The organism is Phytobacter cepae (assembly GCF_054165735.1).
Genome location: NZ_CM135107.1, coordinates 2,096,528 through 2,116,200 on the forward strand (window position 1 = coordinate 2,096,528; position 19,673 = coordinate 2,116,200).

Annotated in this window: 12 protein-coding genes; 7 read left to right on the forward strand and 5 right to left on the reverse strand. The window is 55.7% G+C overall.

What is annotated here, in order from left to right:
- Window positions 1-2: 2 nt before the first annotated feature.
- From cheY to bglB, 7 genes are all read left to right on the forward strand, one after another.
- Complete coding sequence (gene cheY, locus ACUY4Q_RS09810) at window positions 3-392, forward strand: chemotaxis response regulator CheY (protein ID WP_437431651.1); 390 nt, start codon at window positions 3-5, stop codon at window positions 390-392.
- Between the two features lie 10 nt (window positions 393-402).
- The gene (cheZ, locus tag ACUY4Q_RS09815; RefSeq protein ID WP_458046830.1) at window positions 403-1,047 is read left to right on the forward strand and encodes a protein phosphatase CheZ; all 645 of its coding nucleotides are present in this window, start codon (window positions 403-405) and stop codon (window positions 1,045-1,047) included.
- Window positions 1,048-1,486: 439 nt separating this feature from the next.
- Window positions 1,487-2,635, forward strand: coding sequence for a flagellar biosynthesis protein FlhB (flhB, locus tag ACUY4Q_RS09820; RefSeq protein ID WP_458046831.1), 1,149 nt, complete (start codon window positions 1,487-1,489; stop codon window positions 2,633-2,635).
- On the forward strand, window positions 2,628-4,706 hold the full coding sequence (gene flhA / locus ACUY4Q_RS09825) for a flagellar biosynthesis protein FlhA (protein ID WP_458046832.1): 2,079 nt from the start codon (window positions 2,628-2,630) through the stop codon (window positions 4,704-4,706). Before flhB ends, flhA begins: the two co-directional genes overlap by 8 nt.
- Window positions 4,706-5,101 carry a flagellar protein FlhE gene (flhE, locus tag ACUY4Q_RS09830; protein WP_458046833.1) on the forward strand — a complete coding sequence of 132 codons (396 nt, stop codon included), beginning with the start codon at window positions 4,706-4,708 and terminating at the stop codon, window positions 5,099-5,101. The genes flhA and flhE overlap by 1 nt, the downstream gene beginning before the upstream one ends.
- Before the next feature lie 274 nt (window positions 5,102-5,375).
- Window positions 5,376-6,953 carry an MFS transporter gene (locus ACUY4Q_RS09835; protein ID WP_458046834.1) on the forward strand — a complete coding sequence of 526 codons (1,578 nt, stop codon included), beginning with the start codon at window positions 5,376-5,378 and terminating at the stop codon, window positions 6,951-6,953.
- Between the two features lie 10 nt (window positions 6,954-6,963).
- Entirely contained in the window at window positions 6,964-8,103 is a 1,140-nt protein-coding gene (gene bglB, locus ACUY4Q_RS09840) for a beta-galactosidase BglB (protein ID WP_458046835.1), read from the forward strand.
- A 203-nt stretch (window positions 8,104-8,306) separates the two neighbouring features.
- On the opposite strand, the gene ACUY4Q_RS09845 is transcribed toward bglB, so the two are convergent.
- The 5 genes from ACUY4Q_RS09845 to ACUY4Q_RS09865 form a co-directional block, all read right to left on the reverse strand.
- A complete protein-coding gene (locus ACUY4Q_RS09845; protein WP_458046836.1) occupies window positions 8,307-8,669 on the reverse strand; it encodes a hypothetical protein in 363 nt (120 codons plus the stop codon).
- Window positions 8,670-8,775: 106 nt separating this feature from the next.
- The gene (locus tag ACUY4Q_RS09850) at window positions 8,776-9,138 is read right to left on the reverse strand and encodes a hypothetical protein (protein WP_458046837.1); all 363 of its coding nucleotides are present in this window, start codon (window positions 9,136-9,138) and stop codon (window positions 8,776-8,778) included.
- Window positions 9,139-9,149: 11 nt separating this feature from the next.
- Window positions 9,150-17,339, reverse strand: a complete 8,190-nt coding sequence (locus ACUY4Q_RS09855) for a two-partner secretion domain-containing protein (RefSeq protein WP_458046838.1) — start codon at window positions 17,337-17,339, stop codon at window positions 9,150-9,152.
- Window positions 17,332-17,880: a toxin-activating lysine-acyltransferase gene (locus tag ACUY4Q_RS09860; RefSeq protein ID WP_458046839.1), complete on the reverse strand. Its 549-nt coding sequence runs from the start codon at window positions 17,878-17,880 to the stop codon at window positions 17,332-17,334. The genes ACUY4Q_RS09855 and ACUY4Q_RS09860 overlap by 8 nt, the downstream gene beginning before the upstream one ends.
- Window positions 17,880-19,559 carry a ShlB/FhaC/HecB family hemolysin secretion/activation protein gene (locus ACUY4Q_RS09865; RefSeq protein WP_458046840.1) on the reverse strand — a complete coding sequence of 560 codons (1,680 nt, stop codon included), beginning with the start codon at window positions 19,557-19,559 and terminating at the stop codon, window positions 17,880-17,882. The genes ACUY4Q_RS09860 and ACUY4Q_RS09865 overlap by 1 nt, the downstream gene beginning before the upstream one ends.
- Between the last annotated feature and the right edge of the window lie 114 nt (window positions 19,560-19,673).

The following is a 19,673-nucleotide window of genomic DNA, read 5'->3' on the forward strand; positions in this document are numbered from 1 at the left end:
TTATGGCGGATAAAGAGCTCAAATTTCTGGTTGTTGATGATTTCTCCACGATGCGTCGTATCGTGCGCAACCTGTTAAAAGAGCTGGGGTTCAACAACGTTGAGGAAGCTGAAGACGGCGTTGACGCGCTGAATAAACTTCAGGCCGGCGGCTTTGGCTTTGTGATCTCCGACTGGAACATGCCGAACATGGATGGCCTTGAGCTACTTAAAACCATCCGTGCTTCCGGCAACATGGCGACGTTACCGGTCCTGATGGTAACGGCGGAAGCCAAGAAAGAGAACATTATCGCAGCGGCACAGGCTGGTGCGAGTGGCTATGTAGTGAAACCGTTCACTGCTGCAACCCTGGAAGAGAAACTCGGTAAGATCTTCGAGAAACTCGGCATGTGAGGACTGGACGATGATTCAACCTTCTATTAAACCTGTGGAAGAGCATTCACCTACCGACATCATTGCCCGGATCGGCAGTCTGACCCGTATGCTGCGTGACAGCCTGCGCGAGTTAGGTCTCGACCAGGCGATTGCGGAAGCGGCAGAAGCCATTCCCGATGCCCGCGATCGTCTTGATTACGTGGTACAGATGACGGCGCAGGCTGCTGAGCGCGCGCTGAACAGCGTTGAAGCGTCACAGCCGCATCAGGATGCGCTGGAAAAAGGGGCGAAAACGCTGTCAAAACGTTGGGATGAATGGTTTGAAAATCCCATCGAACTGAGCGACGCCCGTGAACTGGTCACCGATACCCGTAAATATCTGGGTGATGTACCGGGCCACACCAGCTTCACTAACGCCCAATTGCTGGACATCATGATGGCGCAGGATTTCCAGGACCTGACCGGTCAGGTTATCAAGCGCATGATGGATGTGATTCAGGAGATTGAGCGTCAGCTGCTGATGGTGCTGCTCGAGAACATGCCGGATCAGTCAGCACGTCCGAAGCGCGAGAACGAAGGCCTGCTTAATGGTCCGCAGCTTGACGCCACCAAAGCCGGTGTGGTTGCAAGCCAGGATCAGGTCGACGACCTGCTCGACAGCCTCGGTTTCTGATATAAACGCGCCGTAGTGAAAGCTATGGCGCGATTTGAAATGTATTTAATCCTCTTCACGGTACAGGGTGACTTTACATCTCGCGCAGTGAATCGTTCTTCTGTTGTCGACCATATTAGTTAAACCCACATCTAAAGTCTTCGTAGACCCACATTTGAAGCATTTAACGTCACTAAGCTTGTGTGATGCTAAATATTCTTCCTTAGTTGAGTGAAGTTCCCAGGCTTTTATGAGTCCGCACATCGTTCATTCCTTTTATGATTGATAATTGGCAAAAAACCGGGGGTACGGGCGCCGCAGTTAATTGACAAATCCTTCCCTTTTTCATTATCCCTGCTTGTTAACGGCGAAAACCCCCCGTTTTTATGCCTTACTCTGCCCATTAGACAGACTTGACTCTGGCAATATGTCATCAAACCTCCACCCGTGGATTTAAGCCGTGGCAGACGATAGCGACGACAAAACAGAAGCCCCCACATCGCACCGACTAGAAAAGGCGCGAGAAGAAGGGCAGGTCCCCCGATCGAAAGAGCTGACCTCCGTACTGATTCTGATTGTTGGCGTCAGCATTATCTGGATGGGTGGGGAGGCGTTTGCACGTCGTTTATCGATGATGTTGACGGCAGGATTACGTTTTGACCACAACATCATCAACGATCCTAATTTAATTCTCAGCCAAATTATATTGCTGATCAAGAACGCAATGGTGGCGCTGCTCCCGCTGATTACGGGCGTAGTGATAATGGCTATTCTGGGGCCGTTGATGCTGGGTGGCCTGGTGTTTAGCGGCAAGTCGTTGCAGTTTAAGTTTTCAAAACTGAATCCGCTGAGCGGCATCAAGCGCCTGTTCTCCGCGCAGGTTGTCGCTGAACTGGTAAAAGCGGTGATGAAAGCACTGCTGATGGGCAGCGTGGCCGGCCTCTATTTATGGCATAAATGGCCGGATGTGATGCGACTGATGACGGAAGCCCCGGTTACCGCCATGGCCAGCGCGCTGAACATCGCGGGCATGTGCTGCATTCTGGTGGTCCTGTCGATAATCCCGATGGTCGGTTTTGACGTTTTCTTCCAGATTTACAGCCACATTAAAAAGTTGCGCATGTCCCGCCAGGATATCCGTGACGAATTTAAACAACAGGAAGGCGACCCTCACGTCAAAGGGCGCATTCGACAGTTGCAGCGTGACGCTGCGCGTCGCCGCATGATGGCCGATGTGCCCAAAGCGGATGTCATCGTGACCAACCCGACGCACTATGCGGTCGCATTGCAATATGACGAGAACAAAATGAGTGCGCCTAAAGTCGTGGCAAAAGGCTCCGGTCTGATTGCCCTGCGCATTCGTGAAATTGGTACTGAGAACAAAATTCCGATGCTGGAAGCGCCGCCGCTGGCGCGTGCGCTTTATCGCCATGCTGAAATTGGTCAACAAATTCCCGGGCAGTTGTATGCGGCCGTCGCCGAAGTGCTGGCCTGGGTATGGCAATTGAAACGCTGGCGTCTGACGGGCGGTCAACGCCCGGTTAAACCTGCAAATTTACCTGTGCCTGAGGCGCTGGATTTTTTGAACGAGAAGGACACTGATGGCTAATCTGGTCTCTATGTTGCGCCTGCCGGGCAACCTGAAATCAACGCAATGGCAGATACTGGCAGGGCCGATACTGATCCTGCTTATCCTGTCGATGATGGTACTGCCGTTACCGGCATTCATCCTGGATCTGCTTTTTACCTTTAACATTGCGCTGTCGATCATGGTGCTGTTGGTGGCCATGTTCACCCAGAAAACCCTTGAGTTTGCTGCGTTCCCGACCATTCTGCTGTTCACCACCTTGCTGCGCCTTGCGCTAAACGTGGCGTCCACGCGTATCATTTTGATGGACGGACATACCGGCGGAGCGGCGGCAGGTAAGGTGGTCGAAGCGTTCGGCCACTTCCTGGTTGGGGGTAACTTTGCGATCGGTATCGTGGTGTTCATCATCCTCGTCATCATTAACTTCATGGTTATCACCAAGGGTGCCGGGCGTATTGCGGAAGTGGGTGCGCGCTTTGTCCTTGACGGCATGCCCGGCAAACAGATGGCGATTGATGCCGATCTTAACGCCGGTCTGATTGGTGAAGATGAGGCCAAGCGCCGCCGTTCTGAAGTGACCCAGGAAGCTGACTTCTACGGCTCAATGGACGGTGCGAGTAAATTCGTGCGCGGGGATGCCATCGCAGGCATCCTGATTATGGTTATTAACGTGGTCGGCGGCCTGCTGGTAGGCGTTTTGCAGCATGGCATGGACGTGGGCCACGCGGCAGAAAGCTATACGTTGCTGACCATCGGTGACGGTCTGGTGGCGCAGATACCTGCGCTGGTTATCTCCACCGCGGCGGGTGTGATTGTTACCCGCGTCGCCACCGATCAGGACGTCGGTCAGCAGATGGTCGGTCAGCTGTTCAGCAACCCGCGCGTCATGCTGTTAAGTGCCGCAGTGCTGGGTCTGCTGGGCCTGGTGCCGGGCATGCCAAACTTCGTTTTCCTGCTGTTCACCGCCGCCTTACTGGGGCTCGCCTGGTGGCTGCGCGGCAAAGAGGAGAAAGCGCCTACCGAAGCGGCTCCGGTTAAGATGCCGGAGAACACCCAGGCCGTGGAAGCAACATGGAATGATGTGCAACTGGAAGATTCGCTCGGTATGGAGGTCGGCTACCGCCTGATTCCCATGGTGGATTTCCAGCAGGATGGCGAACTGCTCGGGCGTATTCGCAGTATTCGTAAGAAATTTGCTCAGGATATGGGCTTCCTGCCGCCGGTGGTCCATATTCGTGACAACATGGATCTGCCACCGGCACGCTATCGCATCCTGATGAAAGGGGTGGAAGTGGGCAGTGGTGAAGCGTATCCGGGACGCTGGCTGGCGATTAACCCGGGGACCGCTGCCGGCACGCTGCCGGGCGAACAGACGGTTGATCCGGCGTTTGGCCTTACCGCCATCTGGATTGAAAGCGCGCTCAAAGAACAGGCGCAGATTCAGGGCTTTACCGTGGTGGAAGCCAGTACCGTGGTCGCCACGCACCTTAACCATCTCATTAGTCAGTTTGCGCCGGAGCTGTTTGGTCGTCAGGAAGCGCAGCAACTGCTGGATCGCGTGACCCAGGAAATGCCGAAGCTGACTGAAGACCTGGTGCCTGGCGTGGTCACGCTGACCACGCTGCATAAAGTTCTGCAAAACCTGCTGGCAGAAAAAGTGCCGATTCGTGATATGCGCACCATACTCGAGACCCTGGCCGAACATGCGCCGTTGCAAAACGATCCGCACGAACTGACCACCGTCGTGCGCGTGGCGCTGGGGCGTGCGATCACTCAACAGTGGTTCCCGGGCACCGGTGAAGTGCAGGTGATAGGTCTGGACACCCCGCTTGAGCGTCTGTTGTTGCAGGCCCTCCAGGGCGGGGGTGGACTGGAACCGGGCCTTGCGGATCGCTTGCTGGCCCAGACGCAGGAAGCGCTGTCGCGTCAGGAGATGATGGGCGCACCGCCGGTCTTGCTGGTGAACCATGCGCTGCGACCGCTGCTGTCACGTTTCCTGCGCCGCAGCCTGCCGCAGCTGGTGGTGCTTTCTAACCTCGAAATGTCTGACAACCGCCATATTCGCATGACCGCGACCATCGGAGGTAAGTAATGCGATTACTCGCAGGGCTTCTGCTGGCGCTGCCGTTGTGGGTGCAGGCAGCCGGGGAGGGCGCATGGCAGGCCAGCAGCGTAGGGATTATTCTAAGCCACCGTGGGCAGGCGGCGTCATCTCGGGTCCTTGCCCCCTCGCAGCCCGTTAACGGACTGATGACCGTGGTGGTCTGGCGTTATGAATTAAATGGCCCGACGCCTGCCGGGCTCAATGTCCGACTCTGCTCGCAAACCCGCTGTGTTCAGCTTGATGCACAAAGTGGCAGCACGGTCGGCTTTGCCGGCGTGCCGGCCATTGAGCCGATGCGCTTTGTCTGGGAGGTCCCCGGCGGTGGGCGACTCATTCCGGCATTGAACGTCACCAGCAATCAGGTCATCGTTAACTACCGCTAATCGCTCGTCTTTTCCGCAGCCATCACCCTCTTTTTAAAGATTTTGATGGCTCGCTCGCAATTTTTGACCCTCTCTTTTGAAGCAGCAGAAACACTGTTTTATAAATCAGTGACACACGTTATGAGACTCTTTGCTTTTTTGCCAGTCCGGTCGTTTCAATGGCAGAAACAGAAAGGTTTCGCGCAGCACATAATTTTACTTTAGCCGTGTAAGCATTACCTTTGGCGAAGCCGGATTGCCAGAGGTCCCTCAATAATGAACAGGGTTAACGGCAATGAAAACACGTAAAATTGGTTTAGCTAACTACCTCGCCTACGGGTCGGGGGATTTTCTGGGAGCGGGCACGACCGCACTGACCGCTGCATGGCTGCTGTACTTCTACACAACGTTTTGCGGATTAACACCGATCGAAGCGACCTTTATTTTCGCTGCTGCAAGGGTACTGGATGCCGTCGTCAGCCCGCTGATGGGCTTTTTGACCGACAACTTTGGCTCCACCTGGCTTGGCAAGCGCTTTGGTCGTCGTAAATTCTTTATTCTGCTGGGTATTCCGTGCGTGTTCAGCTACTCCATAATGTGGGTAGGCGACATGAGCTTCTGGTACTACCTGGTGACCTATCTGATTTTTGATATTGTCTACACCATGATCCTGGTACCGTACGAAACGCTGGTACCGGAAATGACCGATGACTTTAAACAGAAAACCAAATTCTCCGGCGCACGTATCTCCATGGCGCAGATGTCCGCCATTCTGGCCTCTTTCCTGCCGGGCATTCTGTTAGCGCACTTCGGTAAAGACAACCCCATCTCCTTCTTCTATGCAAGCCTGGTCTTCTCGGTGCTGTGCGCCATCATGTTGACCTTTGTCTGGTGCTTTACCTGGGAGCGTCCGCGTGAAGACTGGACCGAAGCTGCGCTGCGTGCAGAAGAAGAGAAAAAGAGCCTGACCTTTGGTCAGAGCATGAGCCGTCTGTTCGTGGAATTAAGCTCGACGCTGCGTATTAAAATTTTCCGTCAGCACCTGGGCATGTACCTCGGGGGTTATATTGCCCAGGACGTCTTTAACGCCGTCTTCACCTACTACGTGGTCTTCGTTCTGATGCAGGAAGCCTCTATGGCGTCCAGCCTGTTGGGCACCATGGCCATCTTCCAGTTCATTGCCGTTATCGCCATGATCCCGCTGTGCATTCGCTTTGGACCTGCGCCTTCTTACCGCATGGTCGTGGTGCTGTTCGGCCTGAGTGCGGTCTCTTACGCGGTGCTGTACTGGGCGGGTCTGAGTGATGTTTACGCGCTGCTGCTGCTGATTTCTGCTGTCGCGGGCCTGGGCCGTGGTGGTATCAACTACGTACCGTGGAACACCTATACCTACATTGCGGATATTGATGAAGTGGTCACCGGCCAGCGTCGTGAAGGGATCTTCGCGGGCATTATGACCCTGACCCGTAAAGCCTCTCAGGCCGGTGCGGTAATGCTGGTGGGGATTGTGATGCAGATGTCCGGCTTCGTCTCCGGGCAGAAAACGCAGGTACCGGAAGTGAGCCACACTATTCTGCTGATTCTGAGCGTCGGAACCGTGGCCGTTCTGTGCTGTGGTTTCCTTGTCTCCCTGCGCTTCAAACTGAACCTGAAAACCCACAGCATCCTGCGTGAAGAGACGGCAAAAATGCGGACCTCTGGTCGCGCCATGCCGGAAACCGCAACGCCTGAAGCACGTGCCACCGTCGAAATGCTGGCTGGTATGCCGTATGACACGCTGTGGGGCAATAACAACATTGGCTATCTGAATCGTAATAAGCCTGCCGCGCCGTCACTGAAAGAACGCGCGTCACTGAAATCGACTTACAACTGAGGTTAAGAATATGAAGGTATGGCCTGTCAAACACAGCCCGTTACTTTGCCAGCCCGAGCGTTTTATCGCCCGTGATGAGCTGAAAGCGTTAATCCAGAAGGTGACGCATAACCTGGTGAATATTCACGACACCTCCGGCGAGTTTCTGCTGCGGCTGGACGATGGGCGCGTGATTGACACCAAAGGATGGGCGGGTTGGGAGTGGACGCACGGCGTTGGCCTGTATGGGATGTACCAGTATTATCGCCAGACGGGTGATAACACGGTCCGCGATATTATCGACAGCTGGTTTGCCGATCGTTTTGCCGAGGGTGCAACCACCAAAAACGTCAACACCATGGCGCCGTTCCTGACGCTGGCGTATCGCTACGAAGAAACCGGTAACGCCAGCTACTTACCGTGGCTGGAAACCTGGGCCGAATGGGCGATGAACGAAATGCCGCGCACCGAGCACGGCGGAATGCAGCACATCACGCTGGCGGAAGAGAACCATCAGCAGATGTGGGATGACACGCTGATGATGACCGTCCTGCCGCTGGCAAAAATCGGTAAGCTGTTGAACCGCCCGGATTACGTAGAAGAAGCGGTTTATCAGTTCCTGCTGCACGTGCAGAACCTGATGGACAGGGAGACAGGGCTGTGGTTCCACGGCTGGAATTACGAAGGCAACCACAACTTCGCCCAGGCACGTTGGGCGCGGGGCAACAGCTGGCTGACCATCGTCATCCCGGACTTCCTGGAGCTGGTGGATCTGCCGGAAAATAACGCCGTGCGCCGTTACCTGGTGCAGGTGCTAAATGCCCAGATTGCTGCGCTGGCGAAGTGCCAGGATGAGAGCGGACTGTGGCATACGCTGCTCGACGATCCCAATTCCTATCTTGAGGCCTCCGCCACTGCCGGCTTTGCCTATGGCATCCTCAAAGCCGTTCGCAAACGCTACGTCGGGCCGGAATATGCGCAAGTGGCCGAGAATGCCATCAAGGCGGTGGTGCAGAACATCTCAGCAGAAGGGGAGCTGCTACAGGTCTCCTTTGGTACCGGGATGGGGAGCGATTTAGCGTTCTACCGCCAGATTCCGCTGACTTCCATGCCATACGGCCAGGCGATGGCGATGCTGTGTCTGACAGAGTATCTGCGTAAGTATTTCTGATTCATGCAGCAAATAAGAGATCCGTAATCCTTCGGGGTTACGGATTTTTTTTGTTATTAGTTACAACATACTTTTAGGCGGTTGCCGGATAACGGCCTTCGCCTTATCCGGCCTACGTAAACCCAGCGTTGGCGTTACCCGTAGGCCCGATAAGCTTGCGCCATCGGGCGTTGCGTTCTGTTCGCCGGGGCTGCTTTAAACCATCAGTTCGGGCATAACCCGGTGGGTTTTTTCAACGGGCCGCACTGGTCAAAGCCGTAAACCTTGTAGCCTTTGCTTTTCATACAGCTTCTGACCTTATCGTTCCTGTCACTTGCTTGCTCGACGGTCTCTCCTGCATGAACAGTGTTTAGACTCCAGCTTGGGTCATCCAGATTATCCTCACGTCTCACACCACAACGGTACAAATCCGCTTTACGTTGGGCAACATTGGTCTTGCCGGATGCCTCCGGCTTTTGAAATACCTGTACCCAGGGCACATACCTGTAATTCGACGAGTCCAAATCCGCAACGACACAGCCGGATAACATAAACAGACTCGCAATAATGCCCGGCATCTTTACCATGTTTTATCCTGTTATTGTTTGGCAGTGACGATGAGTTTCAACAGCTTATTTCTGAAGCATTACGTAAAAAAATCCCCTGCTGTTTAGCAGGGGATTGACTGGCCAGTTAGTTCGGGCATAACCCGGTAGGTTTTTTCAGTGGGCCGCACTCGTCAAAACCGTAAACCTTATAGCCTTTGCTTTTCATACAACTTATCACTTTATCCCTGCGCTTAATGGACTGCTCGTACGTCTCACCAGGGTTAGTGGTATTCAGGCTCCATTGCGGATCGTCAAGACTCTCCTTGCGATCAACACCACAGCTGTACAGATCGGCTTTACGCTGAGCCTCATTGGTGCGGCCCGATGCCTCCGGTTTCTGAAACAACTGTATCCAGGGCACATATTTGTAATTCGACGAGTCCATATCCGCAACGACACAGCCGGATAACATAAACAGACTCGCGATAATGCCTATCATCTTTACCATGTTTTATCCTGTTATTTGTTGGTTGCGAAAATGAATTCCAGCAGCTCCGGTGAGACCACCTCGCTTAATGCGAAAGGTGCTGCCTGCGGAATCGCCGCAATGGTCCAGATTTCCGACGCTTTTTCGGTGAAATCCGAACGGTTACGGGAGGTGTTACCTGTTTCATCATAGAAGCCCGGTAACTGGCCGCCGATGAAATCATGTGTACCGGCGAAGCTTTCCACGGTGGTATCGAAGAAATCGCCTTTCAGCGTGCCGGGAGCATAAGGCGTGTCGCCAAAAAGCCCCTCGACACCCTGCAGCCCGCCCGTATAGCCATAAAGTCCAGCCGAGATATCTTTATCTTCCAGGAGAGAGGTTAACGTCGGGTGCTTTTCATCACCTTTGTATTTCACGCGTCCCTGGTCATCATAATCAAGCACCCATTTTCCGCTCGCGTCTTTTTTGGTGTCACAGCGTCCGTTATCTGAACCGCAAATGATATCTAAGCCAACCCTTACGCCGCCGAGTTTCAGCCCATCATAGGCGCCACTTACCGCTGATATATTGCTTAGCACCTGGCCATTGGATTTATCGACCACACCCGGCGACAACATTGAGTTTTTGGCCGTCTCTTCACGCAATTTGGTTGCAGCGAGAACCAGGGTACCCTGGGTGATGGCGGCATCCGGGGAGCCGGCGACGATGCCAACGACGGTCTGTAGCAGGCGGCGCTGATACTGAATTTTATAAATCTCATCCAGGGCGGCATCGCGTTTCGCCACGTCACCTGACTTAATCGCTTTTTGCAGTTCATCACGGGCTGCTGCCTGCTTGCCATCCAGCAGGACCCCAATCTGACGGTTGGCATTCTCTTTAAAGTCGCGCGTCACCTGGACCTGCAGATTCAGCTCTTTAAAGACCTGATCTTTGTCGAAGTTGTTCTCAAGACGACCCGAGTTGGCGGCGGCGGTCTCGGTCGTGATGTCGGTTTTGATGCCGTCAATCGCCTGTTGCTGCGCATCAGGACGGGTAACGGTCACATTACTCGTGTTGATGCCGCTACGGGTGACAGAGCTCTCGCTGCCGCTGTCGTGACCAATGCCGAAGCTGATGTTTTTGTCCAGCGATGCATAGCCTTCCGCCAGATGGGTATTGCCGTCTTTATCCGTCACGGTTTTGCCACTCTGTGGGGTGGCATTTTTGCCCAGTCCCATGTCGGTGTTCATGCTCATTGAGCCGCCAATGCCAAAGCCGTTGCCTTCAAAATCAGAGTTGTTGTAAACATCACGCCAGCTGAGCGTGCCGGTGCTGAACTGATTTTTACCTGCCTGCTCCGCGCTGGCGCTGGAGGTGATCAGCCCCCCGACGAGATCGGTGTTGCCTTTAACATTAATGTCGTAACCGTCTGCCCCGGCAAAGACCCCGGACTGCTCCTGCACGGAGGCGTAATCGGCATTCACATCCGACTTACCGTAGTTACCGGAGGCGGCAAAGCCGAAGCCCACCGTCACCTGCCCACCGACATTCATCTGTTTGCCTTCGTATTGCATGGTGTCCTGAAGGCTTTCGATGTTCAGATCCTGGGCGGTAATGTCGACGCCTTTACCCAGAAGCTGACCGCCACGCAGGGTGGTGGTGCCACCGCTGGTAAGGGTGGTCTGCCCGTCCATATCGCCGACATGACTGTTACGCCAGGACACTTCATCCCCGTTGCCATAGCCTTTGCCTTTATTGGCACCGGCCGTGACGCCGAAGGAGGCTCCCCCCTGGCCGTAGCTGACGGCAACGCCCGCGTTCCAGCCGCTGGACTTATTATCACTGCGTTCATGGCGCTCTTGCTGCGCGGCCACGATATTGATGTCGTTGTCAGCAAACAGGGTGGTACTCTGCTTGCCGCTGACATCTGAGCCGATGATGTTGATGTCCGACTGCTTGCCACCGGTCGCCACCACCACTGCGTTTTGCCCGGCGTTCACTTTGCTCGCCAGCGCGCTGGTGCTGTTGGTGTTTTCGGTATTCGTCTGTTTACTTTGGCCATAGGTCAGCGACACGCTGACGTTCTGTGCCATCGCCTGGGCGCCGTTTTCCATCAAACCTTGCGACATATTCATCATTGCACTGGCCGCGCGGGCGCTGTCCCATGCGGCGTTGGCGGCTGCCAGCATGTTGATGCGGTCATCGTTGCTCTTGCCCACATTCTCCGTGCTCTGAATGGCTCCGCGTACGGCCTGCACTACCGGCACGTTGACTGCAAGGGTAAACCCTTTTTGCTCCACGGTACGTTTGTACTGAGAGGCGTAGGTGTTCTCGTCGGCTTCAATGGTGACATTTTTACCCTGGATGCCGACATTGCCTTCAGGCGACGCGACCGTGCTGCCGGTCTGACGATAGTTATTGCCCGCCAGCAGCACCGTATCACCCTGAAGACTGCCGACCATGGAACCCTGACCGGAAAGCGCCTGACTGGCCTGTTCGGTGGTCTCTTTACGCGAACCCACGGTAAAGCCGATACCCCCTGAACTCAGCAGACCCGATTTTTTCTCCTGCTTAAAGTGTGTCTCTTCATTGCGTCCGCCCATGGTGGTCAGCGTTAAATCATTACCAGCGCGAACGCCCACGTCGCCGGTACCCACGATGCTGCTGCCTGCGACGGTCACGTCATTGCCCGCATCGATTTTCACCGTGTTGGCGCTGAGTTCGCTTCCCTGTACCGTCTGCCGATCAATGGTGTCACGGGTCGTTCGGGTGGTTTTGGACAGCCAGCCGTTGCCGCCCACCACTTTGTGCCGCTCATCGAGCTGGCTTTCATTCAGCACGCCGCTAATGTTGACATCCTGACCGGCAAGCAACGCCAGCGCCCCGTCGGAGTTCACCGATGCGCCGCGAGCATTGATGTCGTTTTTCGCCGCCAGCGTCACGCCGCCGGTGCCGCTCACGGTGGTGCCGTTGTGTTCCAGACTGCTCTGTTTGAGCGTGTTATCGGCATCCCAGATAAGATTGTCGCTACGCGCCGTGGTGACGGTGTCGAGATTCAGATCGCGGCCCGCCACAAGCTGGGCTTTGCCGTTCTCGCCGCTGGCAATGACCTGTGCGCCGGTCAGGGTAATATCCCGGCCAGACTGGAGTGCCAGCTTGCCGTCTTTCCCCTGCACGTAAATGCCGGAGACGCTGTCAATCGTAGTGCGGCTGAAGCGGTTTTCACCGTTAGCGCTCTGTGCGCTGGCGGTGGTGGTGGTGACGTTGATGTCGCGTCCGGCGTTGGCAATCAGGCTGTTATCGCCCACCATCGTGCCACCGATATTGTTAATGTCGGTACGGGCCGCAAGATTGACGTCCGCCCCACGAATGGTACCGGCCTGATTGGTGATATTGTCAGCGTCAAGCTGCAACACGCGACGACCGCTGATGGTCCCGCTGTTGAACAGCGAACCGTTCAGTTTCAGAGAGACGTTGTTGCCGGCAATCAGCGCCCCGGAGCCGTCAATATCACCCTGTTTCACTTTGGCATAGACCTGCGGCACTAACACCGTCTGCATTGAGCCATCCGGCATCTTCACGCGGGTGTTCACCAGCCAGACGATGTCCCCGGTCAGCAGCGCCATCTGCTCCGGCGTCAACGCCACACCCAGCTTGAGGTCGTACTGTTTGCCGAAGGTAATGCCTTTATCCATTAATGACTTGTACTGCTCCTCATCATTGGAGTAGCCGTCGAGGTAGCGCTGACCCGTGGCACCGATAACCTGCTCACGTACCAGACGTTGCTCATAGTAGCCATCGCCAAGCCGTTTCTGGGTGTTGTCGCCATCGCTACTGAAGGCTTTCTGCATATAATCGCTGCCCAGCCACTGTTTCTCATTGGTGAAACGCGGATCGGTTTCGACCAAAAACGGCACATCGGCTGAAGGGTTAACCTTAAACAGGCTGTTGTCCGGTAGCGTCGTGTTCGGGCCAACGATACGGATAAGGCCATCTGCTGGCGTCACTTCAAACTGCTGCCCGGCGGGTGGCGTAACAGGTTCGCCAGGCGAGACCGCCTGTTGTGGAGGCGAAGTCGGTGAGCCGACTTGCCCGCTACCCACACCTGCACCTTTAGCGATCGTCGCCTGTGTCGCCTGCTGAACCAGCGGCGAAATCGACAGATTGCTGCCATCAACGGTGCTGTTGCTGACCAACTGGCCCGGTTTCAGCTTGATAGACTGAATGGCCGTTGGCGGGGTGTAGTTGGTTCTGTCACGTCCCTGTTCGTCATCGCCTTTGTGACGGATGCGATAGTAATGGGTGACGGTACCGACATCCGTGGTACGACGTACGCCGGTTACATCATCGTTCTTGATGGTACCCAGCCCGTCAGTACTCAGCGTTCCACCCGCAATCACCTGGCTCTTATCGTTATTCAGCGTATTCCCGCTCAGGGTCAGGTTGCCGCCGGCGAGGATCTTCGCCGGGTCGCTCTCTTTGATACGCGTCTCTTCGACCGTACGGGTGTAATCATACTGGTTGAAATTATCGTGGCCGCCACCGGGCAGCTCCGGCGTGCTGAGATTGCGCAAGCCATCTGAAGAGTTGTCGTCAACGAAGACGTTTTCAGTGCCTGCTTTCCAGCGGTTGGTGGAACCGGAGTGTTGATATTCGGTCAACGGCTCCTGTGAAACGGTCACGATCTCGGTTGAGAAGCGATCGTTAATGTTATTGATCTGGTCGGCTTTGATCGCCATATCGCCAGCCGACTCGATGGTCGAGCTGTGGTTATTAATGGCGGCGGCCTGCCCGGTGGCGGCACCGTTATCGGCCAGGCTTCCACCTATCGCCATGTTGCCTGCGCTGTAGATCAGGCCATGGTCGACATTGTTGAGGGTGGTGACGCCGAGATCGACGCGTTCGCGTCCGGCAAGCGTTGCCGCCGTCCCGTTTTCTGCGAGGTTATTGAAGGTCGTGGCATTGACGCCCACGGCATCACCATAGATACGACCGGTGCCGATGTTGGTCAGCGTATCGGCATTGAGGCGCGTATAACCGCCGTCAATCAGGCCGCGGTTAAGAAGGGTGCCACGCGTCGTGAGCGTATTGCGTCCGGCGTTTATTTCCCCGTCTTTCGCATTGGTCAGATTCTCGCTCTCGACATTGAGAGCCTGACCGGCGAGGAGTTTGCCGCTGTTAATCACATCACCGTTTGTTGCCAGGGTGAGGGTACCGTTGGCAATCGTCGAGCCGCTGTTAGTAAAGGTGTTGGCACTTTGCAGATCCATATCACCCAGCGACAAGAGCTGGCCGCTGCCATCGAGGGTCTCCGCATCCACATTCAGTGCCTTACCCGCTTTCAGCGTACCGTCGCGGTTTATGACATTAAGCTTTTCACCGCCTACATCCAGCACACCGGAAGCGGCCAGCGCTCCGCCCGTGTTGTTTAGCTCACCTGCGTTTCGAATCACCAGCGCGTCGTCGGCGAGAACGCTGCCGCTCTGGTTGTTAAGCGTACCGGTCGACAGCGTGACGCGCTGGCCTTCCACGCCTTTATTGTCGCCCAGCGTATTCTGGTTAACGAAATCGACGGCGTTGAGCGTTAATGACTTCCCGGTGCGGATAAGCCCTGATGCGTTATCGATGACGCCTTTCGCGCTGTCGAGCAGCAGATCGTCAACCGACTGAATCTGCCCATCATTATTCAACAGGCTGTCGGTGTGTAAGGCGGTTTTACCTTCGCCAATCACGCGCCCGCCGTTGCGGTTGTCCAGCGTGGCTGCGGCGATATCCATTGCGCCTTTTGCCGCCAGTGTCCCCGCCTGGTTATTCAGATTGTTGCTGGAGAGGTTCAGTTCGCCCTGGCTGTTGAGTGTGCCATCGACATTGTTCAGTGCGCCTGCGGAGGCCTGGATGTTTTTAGCCTGAATCAGACCGGACTGGTTATCAAGTCGCTGGGCCGAATTCACGGTCAGACTTTCTGCGGCGACCAACTGACCGGCGGCGTTATTCAACGTTTCACCGCTGACGTTTATCCCCTTGCCGGCATAAGCCACACCGTTGCTGTTATCCACCGTATCTGCGGCGAGGGTAGTATCACCAAGCGAAATGATGCCCCCCGTTTTGCCGCTGTTGCGGTTACTGATGCGCTGTGCGCTGGCATTAAGCGTGCCGCCACTTTGAATCAGACCCGCGTTGTCATTGACCAGGCTGGTTCCATCCAGCGTCATGTCGCCGCCAGCTTTCACCGCACCTTGCTCGTTAATAAAGTTGTCAAAGCGGGCATTCAACGTGCTGTCAGTGCCAAACTGACCGAGACGGTTATCGACATCCCCGCCCGTAAAGTTAAAGGCTCCATTACTGGCAAGGAAACCACTCTGGTTATTGACGGCACCGCTTTCGATATCCAGCGTGCCTTGCGAGAGCAGAGAGCCGCCCTGGTTATCAAAGTCGCCTTTATTCAGGGCGAGCGCTGCACCATCAGCAACAATCACCCCTTTTTGGTTGTTCAGACTCGCCGCCTCAATGCGCTGGTTTTTTGCCGCCTCAATGCGACCGCCCGCATTGTTAACCGCCTGGCGAGCGCGGATCTGACCCTCGCCACCGGTGGCAGAGATAAGTCCCTCGGTATTATCCAGCGATCCGCTGGTAAGGCGGGTGCTTCCTTCAACGCCCAGTAACTGCCCACCGCGGTTATTCACTGCATCTGCATTCAGTTCAAGGTCACCATTGCTGGCAATTTGCCCCTGCTGGTTATCAAGCGAGCCGGGCAGAGCGACCGCCAGCGTGCCTTTGCCACTCTGAATCAGTTTGCCTTTCTGGTTTGAAAGACGCTGTGCGCTGAGGTTAAGCTTATCGGCGCTCAGGCTACCGCCATTGTTATTGAGCGTTCCCGCGGTAGTGGCAGTCAACTCACTGGCGCCAACCAGAGCGTTTTGCGTGCTCAGATCGCCGCTATTGGCGTTCAGCACGACTCGTTTACCCTGGGTCTGGCTGCCGCTGATGTCCACGCCCTGACCCTGAATAGCCACATTTCCGCCAGCCAGCGTCTGGCCGTGCGCGCTGAGTTGTCCGTTGGTGGTCAGTTGCAACTCGCCCGTGTCGCCCACTTTGCCGTCGTTACTCACCCCGGCGGCCAGGACGCTGCCTTTATCGGCAGTGAGCGTGGCGGCACGCGCCTGGAGATCGTTTCCTGCAGTCATGACGCCGCTGTTACGGAACTCGCCCGCGGTTTGCACAATAGCGCTCTCGCTGCCGCGCACGGTGCCACTGTTCTCAATTCGACCGTCAACGGTCAGGGTTACGCTGCCCGCCTGTGCGCCCAGCGCACCGGCGTTACGCACGCCGACGCCCGTTTCGGTACCGACCATACGGATTTTACCGGCATACATGCCGCCCAGGCTGGAGACATCGACGGCCAGCTGCGGACGTGTGCTGGCCTCATCGCTACCTTTGGTGACCTGATCATGGGCCGCATCAACCTGGTTACGTCCGGTGGTGACCTTGAGATCGTTTGCCCACAGTCCGGCATTGACTTTGACCGAACGGGCGATGATATCGGTGTAATCCGCGCCGGTGGTGTCCATCCCGGCACCTTCTACTACCACTTCGCCGCGTTCGACGTTGTAGCCCGTAAGATTGCCATTGGTCAGCTGTGTCTGACCGGTGGTCAGGGTGGCGCGGTTGGCGTTAATAAAACCGCAGCCGTTACAGGTGATCCCTGCCGGGTTGGCAATCACCACCTGCGCCTTCTGGCCCGCCACTTCAATCATCCCGTTAAGCTTGCTGGGATCGCGGGCGGTGACTTCGTTCAGAATGACTTTGGCTTCGCCTTTAGCCAGCCAGGGGTTACCGGCCACCATCCCGCCCAGTTGGGTTTGCACATTTTTATGGGAGTTGTTGAGGATGGCACCCTGTTGATTCACATCAAACTGGGTGTAATTGTTGCGCGAAACCCCACCTTTGGACGGCGTCTGAATGTTGACCTGTGGCGTACCGTTGGCGCTTTGCAGAACCGTTGGCTGCTGATTTTTCGCGGCATTGATGTCGGCCACAATATTGGCCTGCGCCGTTTGTATGACCCCCATCGCCAGCCACAGGCTCAGGCTCATGGTACTGATTTTACATACCAAACGGCTGTGGGTATGGCCGAGGCCGGCGCCGCGTGAGGAGCCAGCGCGACCGGAAAGGGCGATATCTGCCACGACCATTAACATGCCGCGCGCTTTGTTAAAGACGATACGGTACAGGTTCTTATTCATTATTCATTCCTTTAAACACTTCCGGCAGGTTCACGGCAAGCGGATGCGTCTGCTGCCAGTGCCGTGCGGCTTTGCGGGTAACATTATTGCCGTGGAACATCACGACACGTTTACCGCGCTCAGCACCCCGGTGGTACAGCGCGCGGGCGCAACGGTCTGCAAAGAAGTCGCTGCGCATAAGTTTGTTCATTTCGGTGGTATCGCCAAAGGGCGCAATCCAGTCGCAAAACCACATGCGATCGCCGCTTTGCCAGTCTTCTTCACGCATCTCAATGGAGGGACGGGTGAGAAACCGGGCTTCGGCCTCTTCATCAAGCCAGGCCCAACTGAGAAAGAAAATAGGCTGTGCGTCGCGAGCAATGAGCACGTACTGACGACGCTTGATGATCGGCAACAGCAGCGTGGGCAAAGCATGAAGAGGCGCATCGCGGTGCATAGGGGAGTGCATCCACAGCCAGACGCTGGCCCCCAACACTTCGGCCTCATTCTCTTCGCCACCCAGCAGCAACGGCGCTTTGATGTCGTAGTCTCCAACGCGCATTACCAGCTCCAGTTCAGGTTGAAGCCCAGGGTGGCGGAGCTGGTGTGGAATCCGTCCGGTTTCGAGAAAGGCGTGCCAGCAAACAGGTCATAGGCGGTATTGAAGGCGCTGCCACGCAGGCCCACGACGCCGCCTGCCAGATGTTTACCGATCAGGTAATCTGAGCTGTAACCGCCGACTTCGCCGTAATCTGCACCGATATACAGTTCCTGATTAGGCAGCGGTGTGCTCCAGCCCAAATCGTTGCGAACGTACCAGCCATGGCTGGCGTTAAGCGTGCGTTCACCGTCGAAACCGCGCACCGTCCAGCGGTTACCAATCGCAAACTGATCCTGCGGGGTCAGCGGGGTATTGCTCATCTGACGCAGGTACTGCACGTTATAGCGGAAATGCTGAGTGCCGATATCAAACGGCAGGTCCAGTTGGCTGTTGAGCACAATGATTTTGCTGAGCGCAGTGGCATCACCGATATACTCTTCCGGCGCAGGTTGCGCACCAAACCAACGGGTGCCGCGCTGATAGCTGACGCCTGCATCCAGGGTGGCCTGGCCAATATAGTGACGATGTTGTAGCCCCATACGCCAGCCTGCTGTCTGCCGGCGCTGCACGCCCACTTCGGTATCATCAATGTAGTTGCGCGTTTCGCGCGCCAGCACATCGTAAGTAAAGGTGGTTTTCTGCGAGCCGCTGCGGTGCAGCACACGGCTAAGCTGGACGTCGAGGTTTTTACTTTTGCCACTGTACCGGTAGTCCTGATTTAAACCGGCCACGGTCTGGTGATAGTCGTAATCGCTGCCCGTCACACCCAACATCCAGTAGCCAAAGGGGACGGAATAGTGTGCGGTGTAGTTTTTGCTGCCCTTGCCGCCTTTATCATTCAGGTCATGGCTGGCAGACACGTACAGTAAGTCGCTAAGCGAGAAGGGGTTGTCCAGCGATAGCGTGACGCCACCCTGATAGCGCCCGGTGGTCTCGGTGCCTGAATCGTCCACTGACAGCCCAAGACGCCACATTTTGCGCTGTTTGCGGGTGATGACAATATCGCTCTCCCCCGGTTTTTCACCCGGCAGGAGTTCCATATTGGCTTCTACGGTGGGCAGGCGCTGCAGGTTTTCCAGCCCTTGCTCGATGTCACGTAAATCCAGCAGATTCCCTTCATGGGCAGGGAAGGCGCTATAAAGCTGAATGTAATCATCGCTGTCCGGCGTCAGTTTTACCTGGCGTACATATCCCGGCACAATCGCCAGTTTCAGAGTCCCGCTTTTCAAATCCTGCGAAGGTGCGAGCACGCGGGTGGTTATCCAGCCATGATCCACCAGCCGGTTTTGTAACGTGCTCATCAGCAGGTTAATCCCTTTGCCTCCGAGACATTGCCCCTGTGCCTGATTCGCCACCCGCTGAAGAGGCAACCAGTGTGGTAGTGCCTCCTGGCCGCTGAGTTCAACACGGTTGATTGGGAAGCAGGGCGTTTCATTGGGGAACGGGATCTTACCAAAGCTGGAGGTGGGTTCGGTGAGCCGCACATCGGGTGTCGGCGGAGTAATCTGTTCTTCCAGCGCCCTTTGGCGTTGTTGCTGAATAATAAACTGATCTTCAGGCGATGCCGCATGCGTAAAAGGAACAATAGAAAGATTGGCTGCCGTGGTGATTATGAGGGTGAGTTTGCGTCTTATGATCATCGGTCATTCCGTGCCGTGTAAGCAAAAAGGAGCTAATGTGAATTTTTGTAAAATTGTTGTGTTATTTGCCTTACGACGAAAGAGGGATTAGTCCTAAAACCACAGACAATTCTG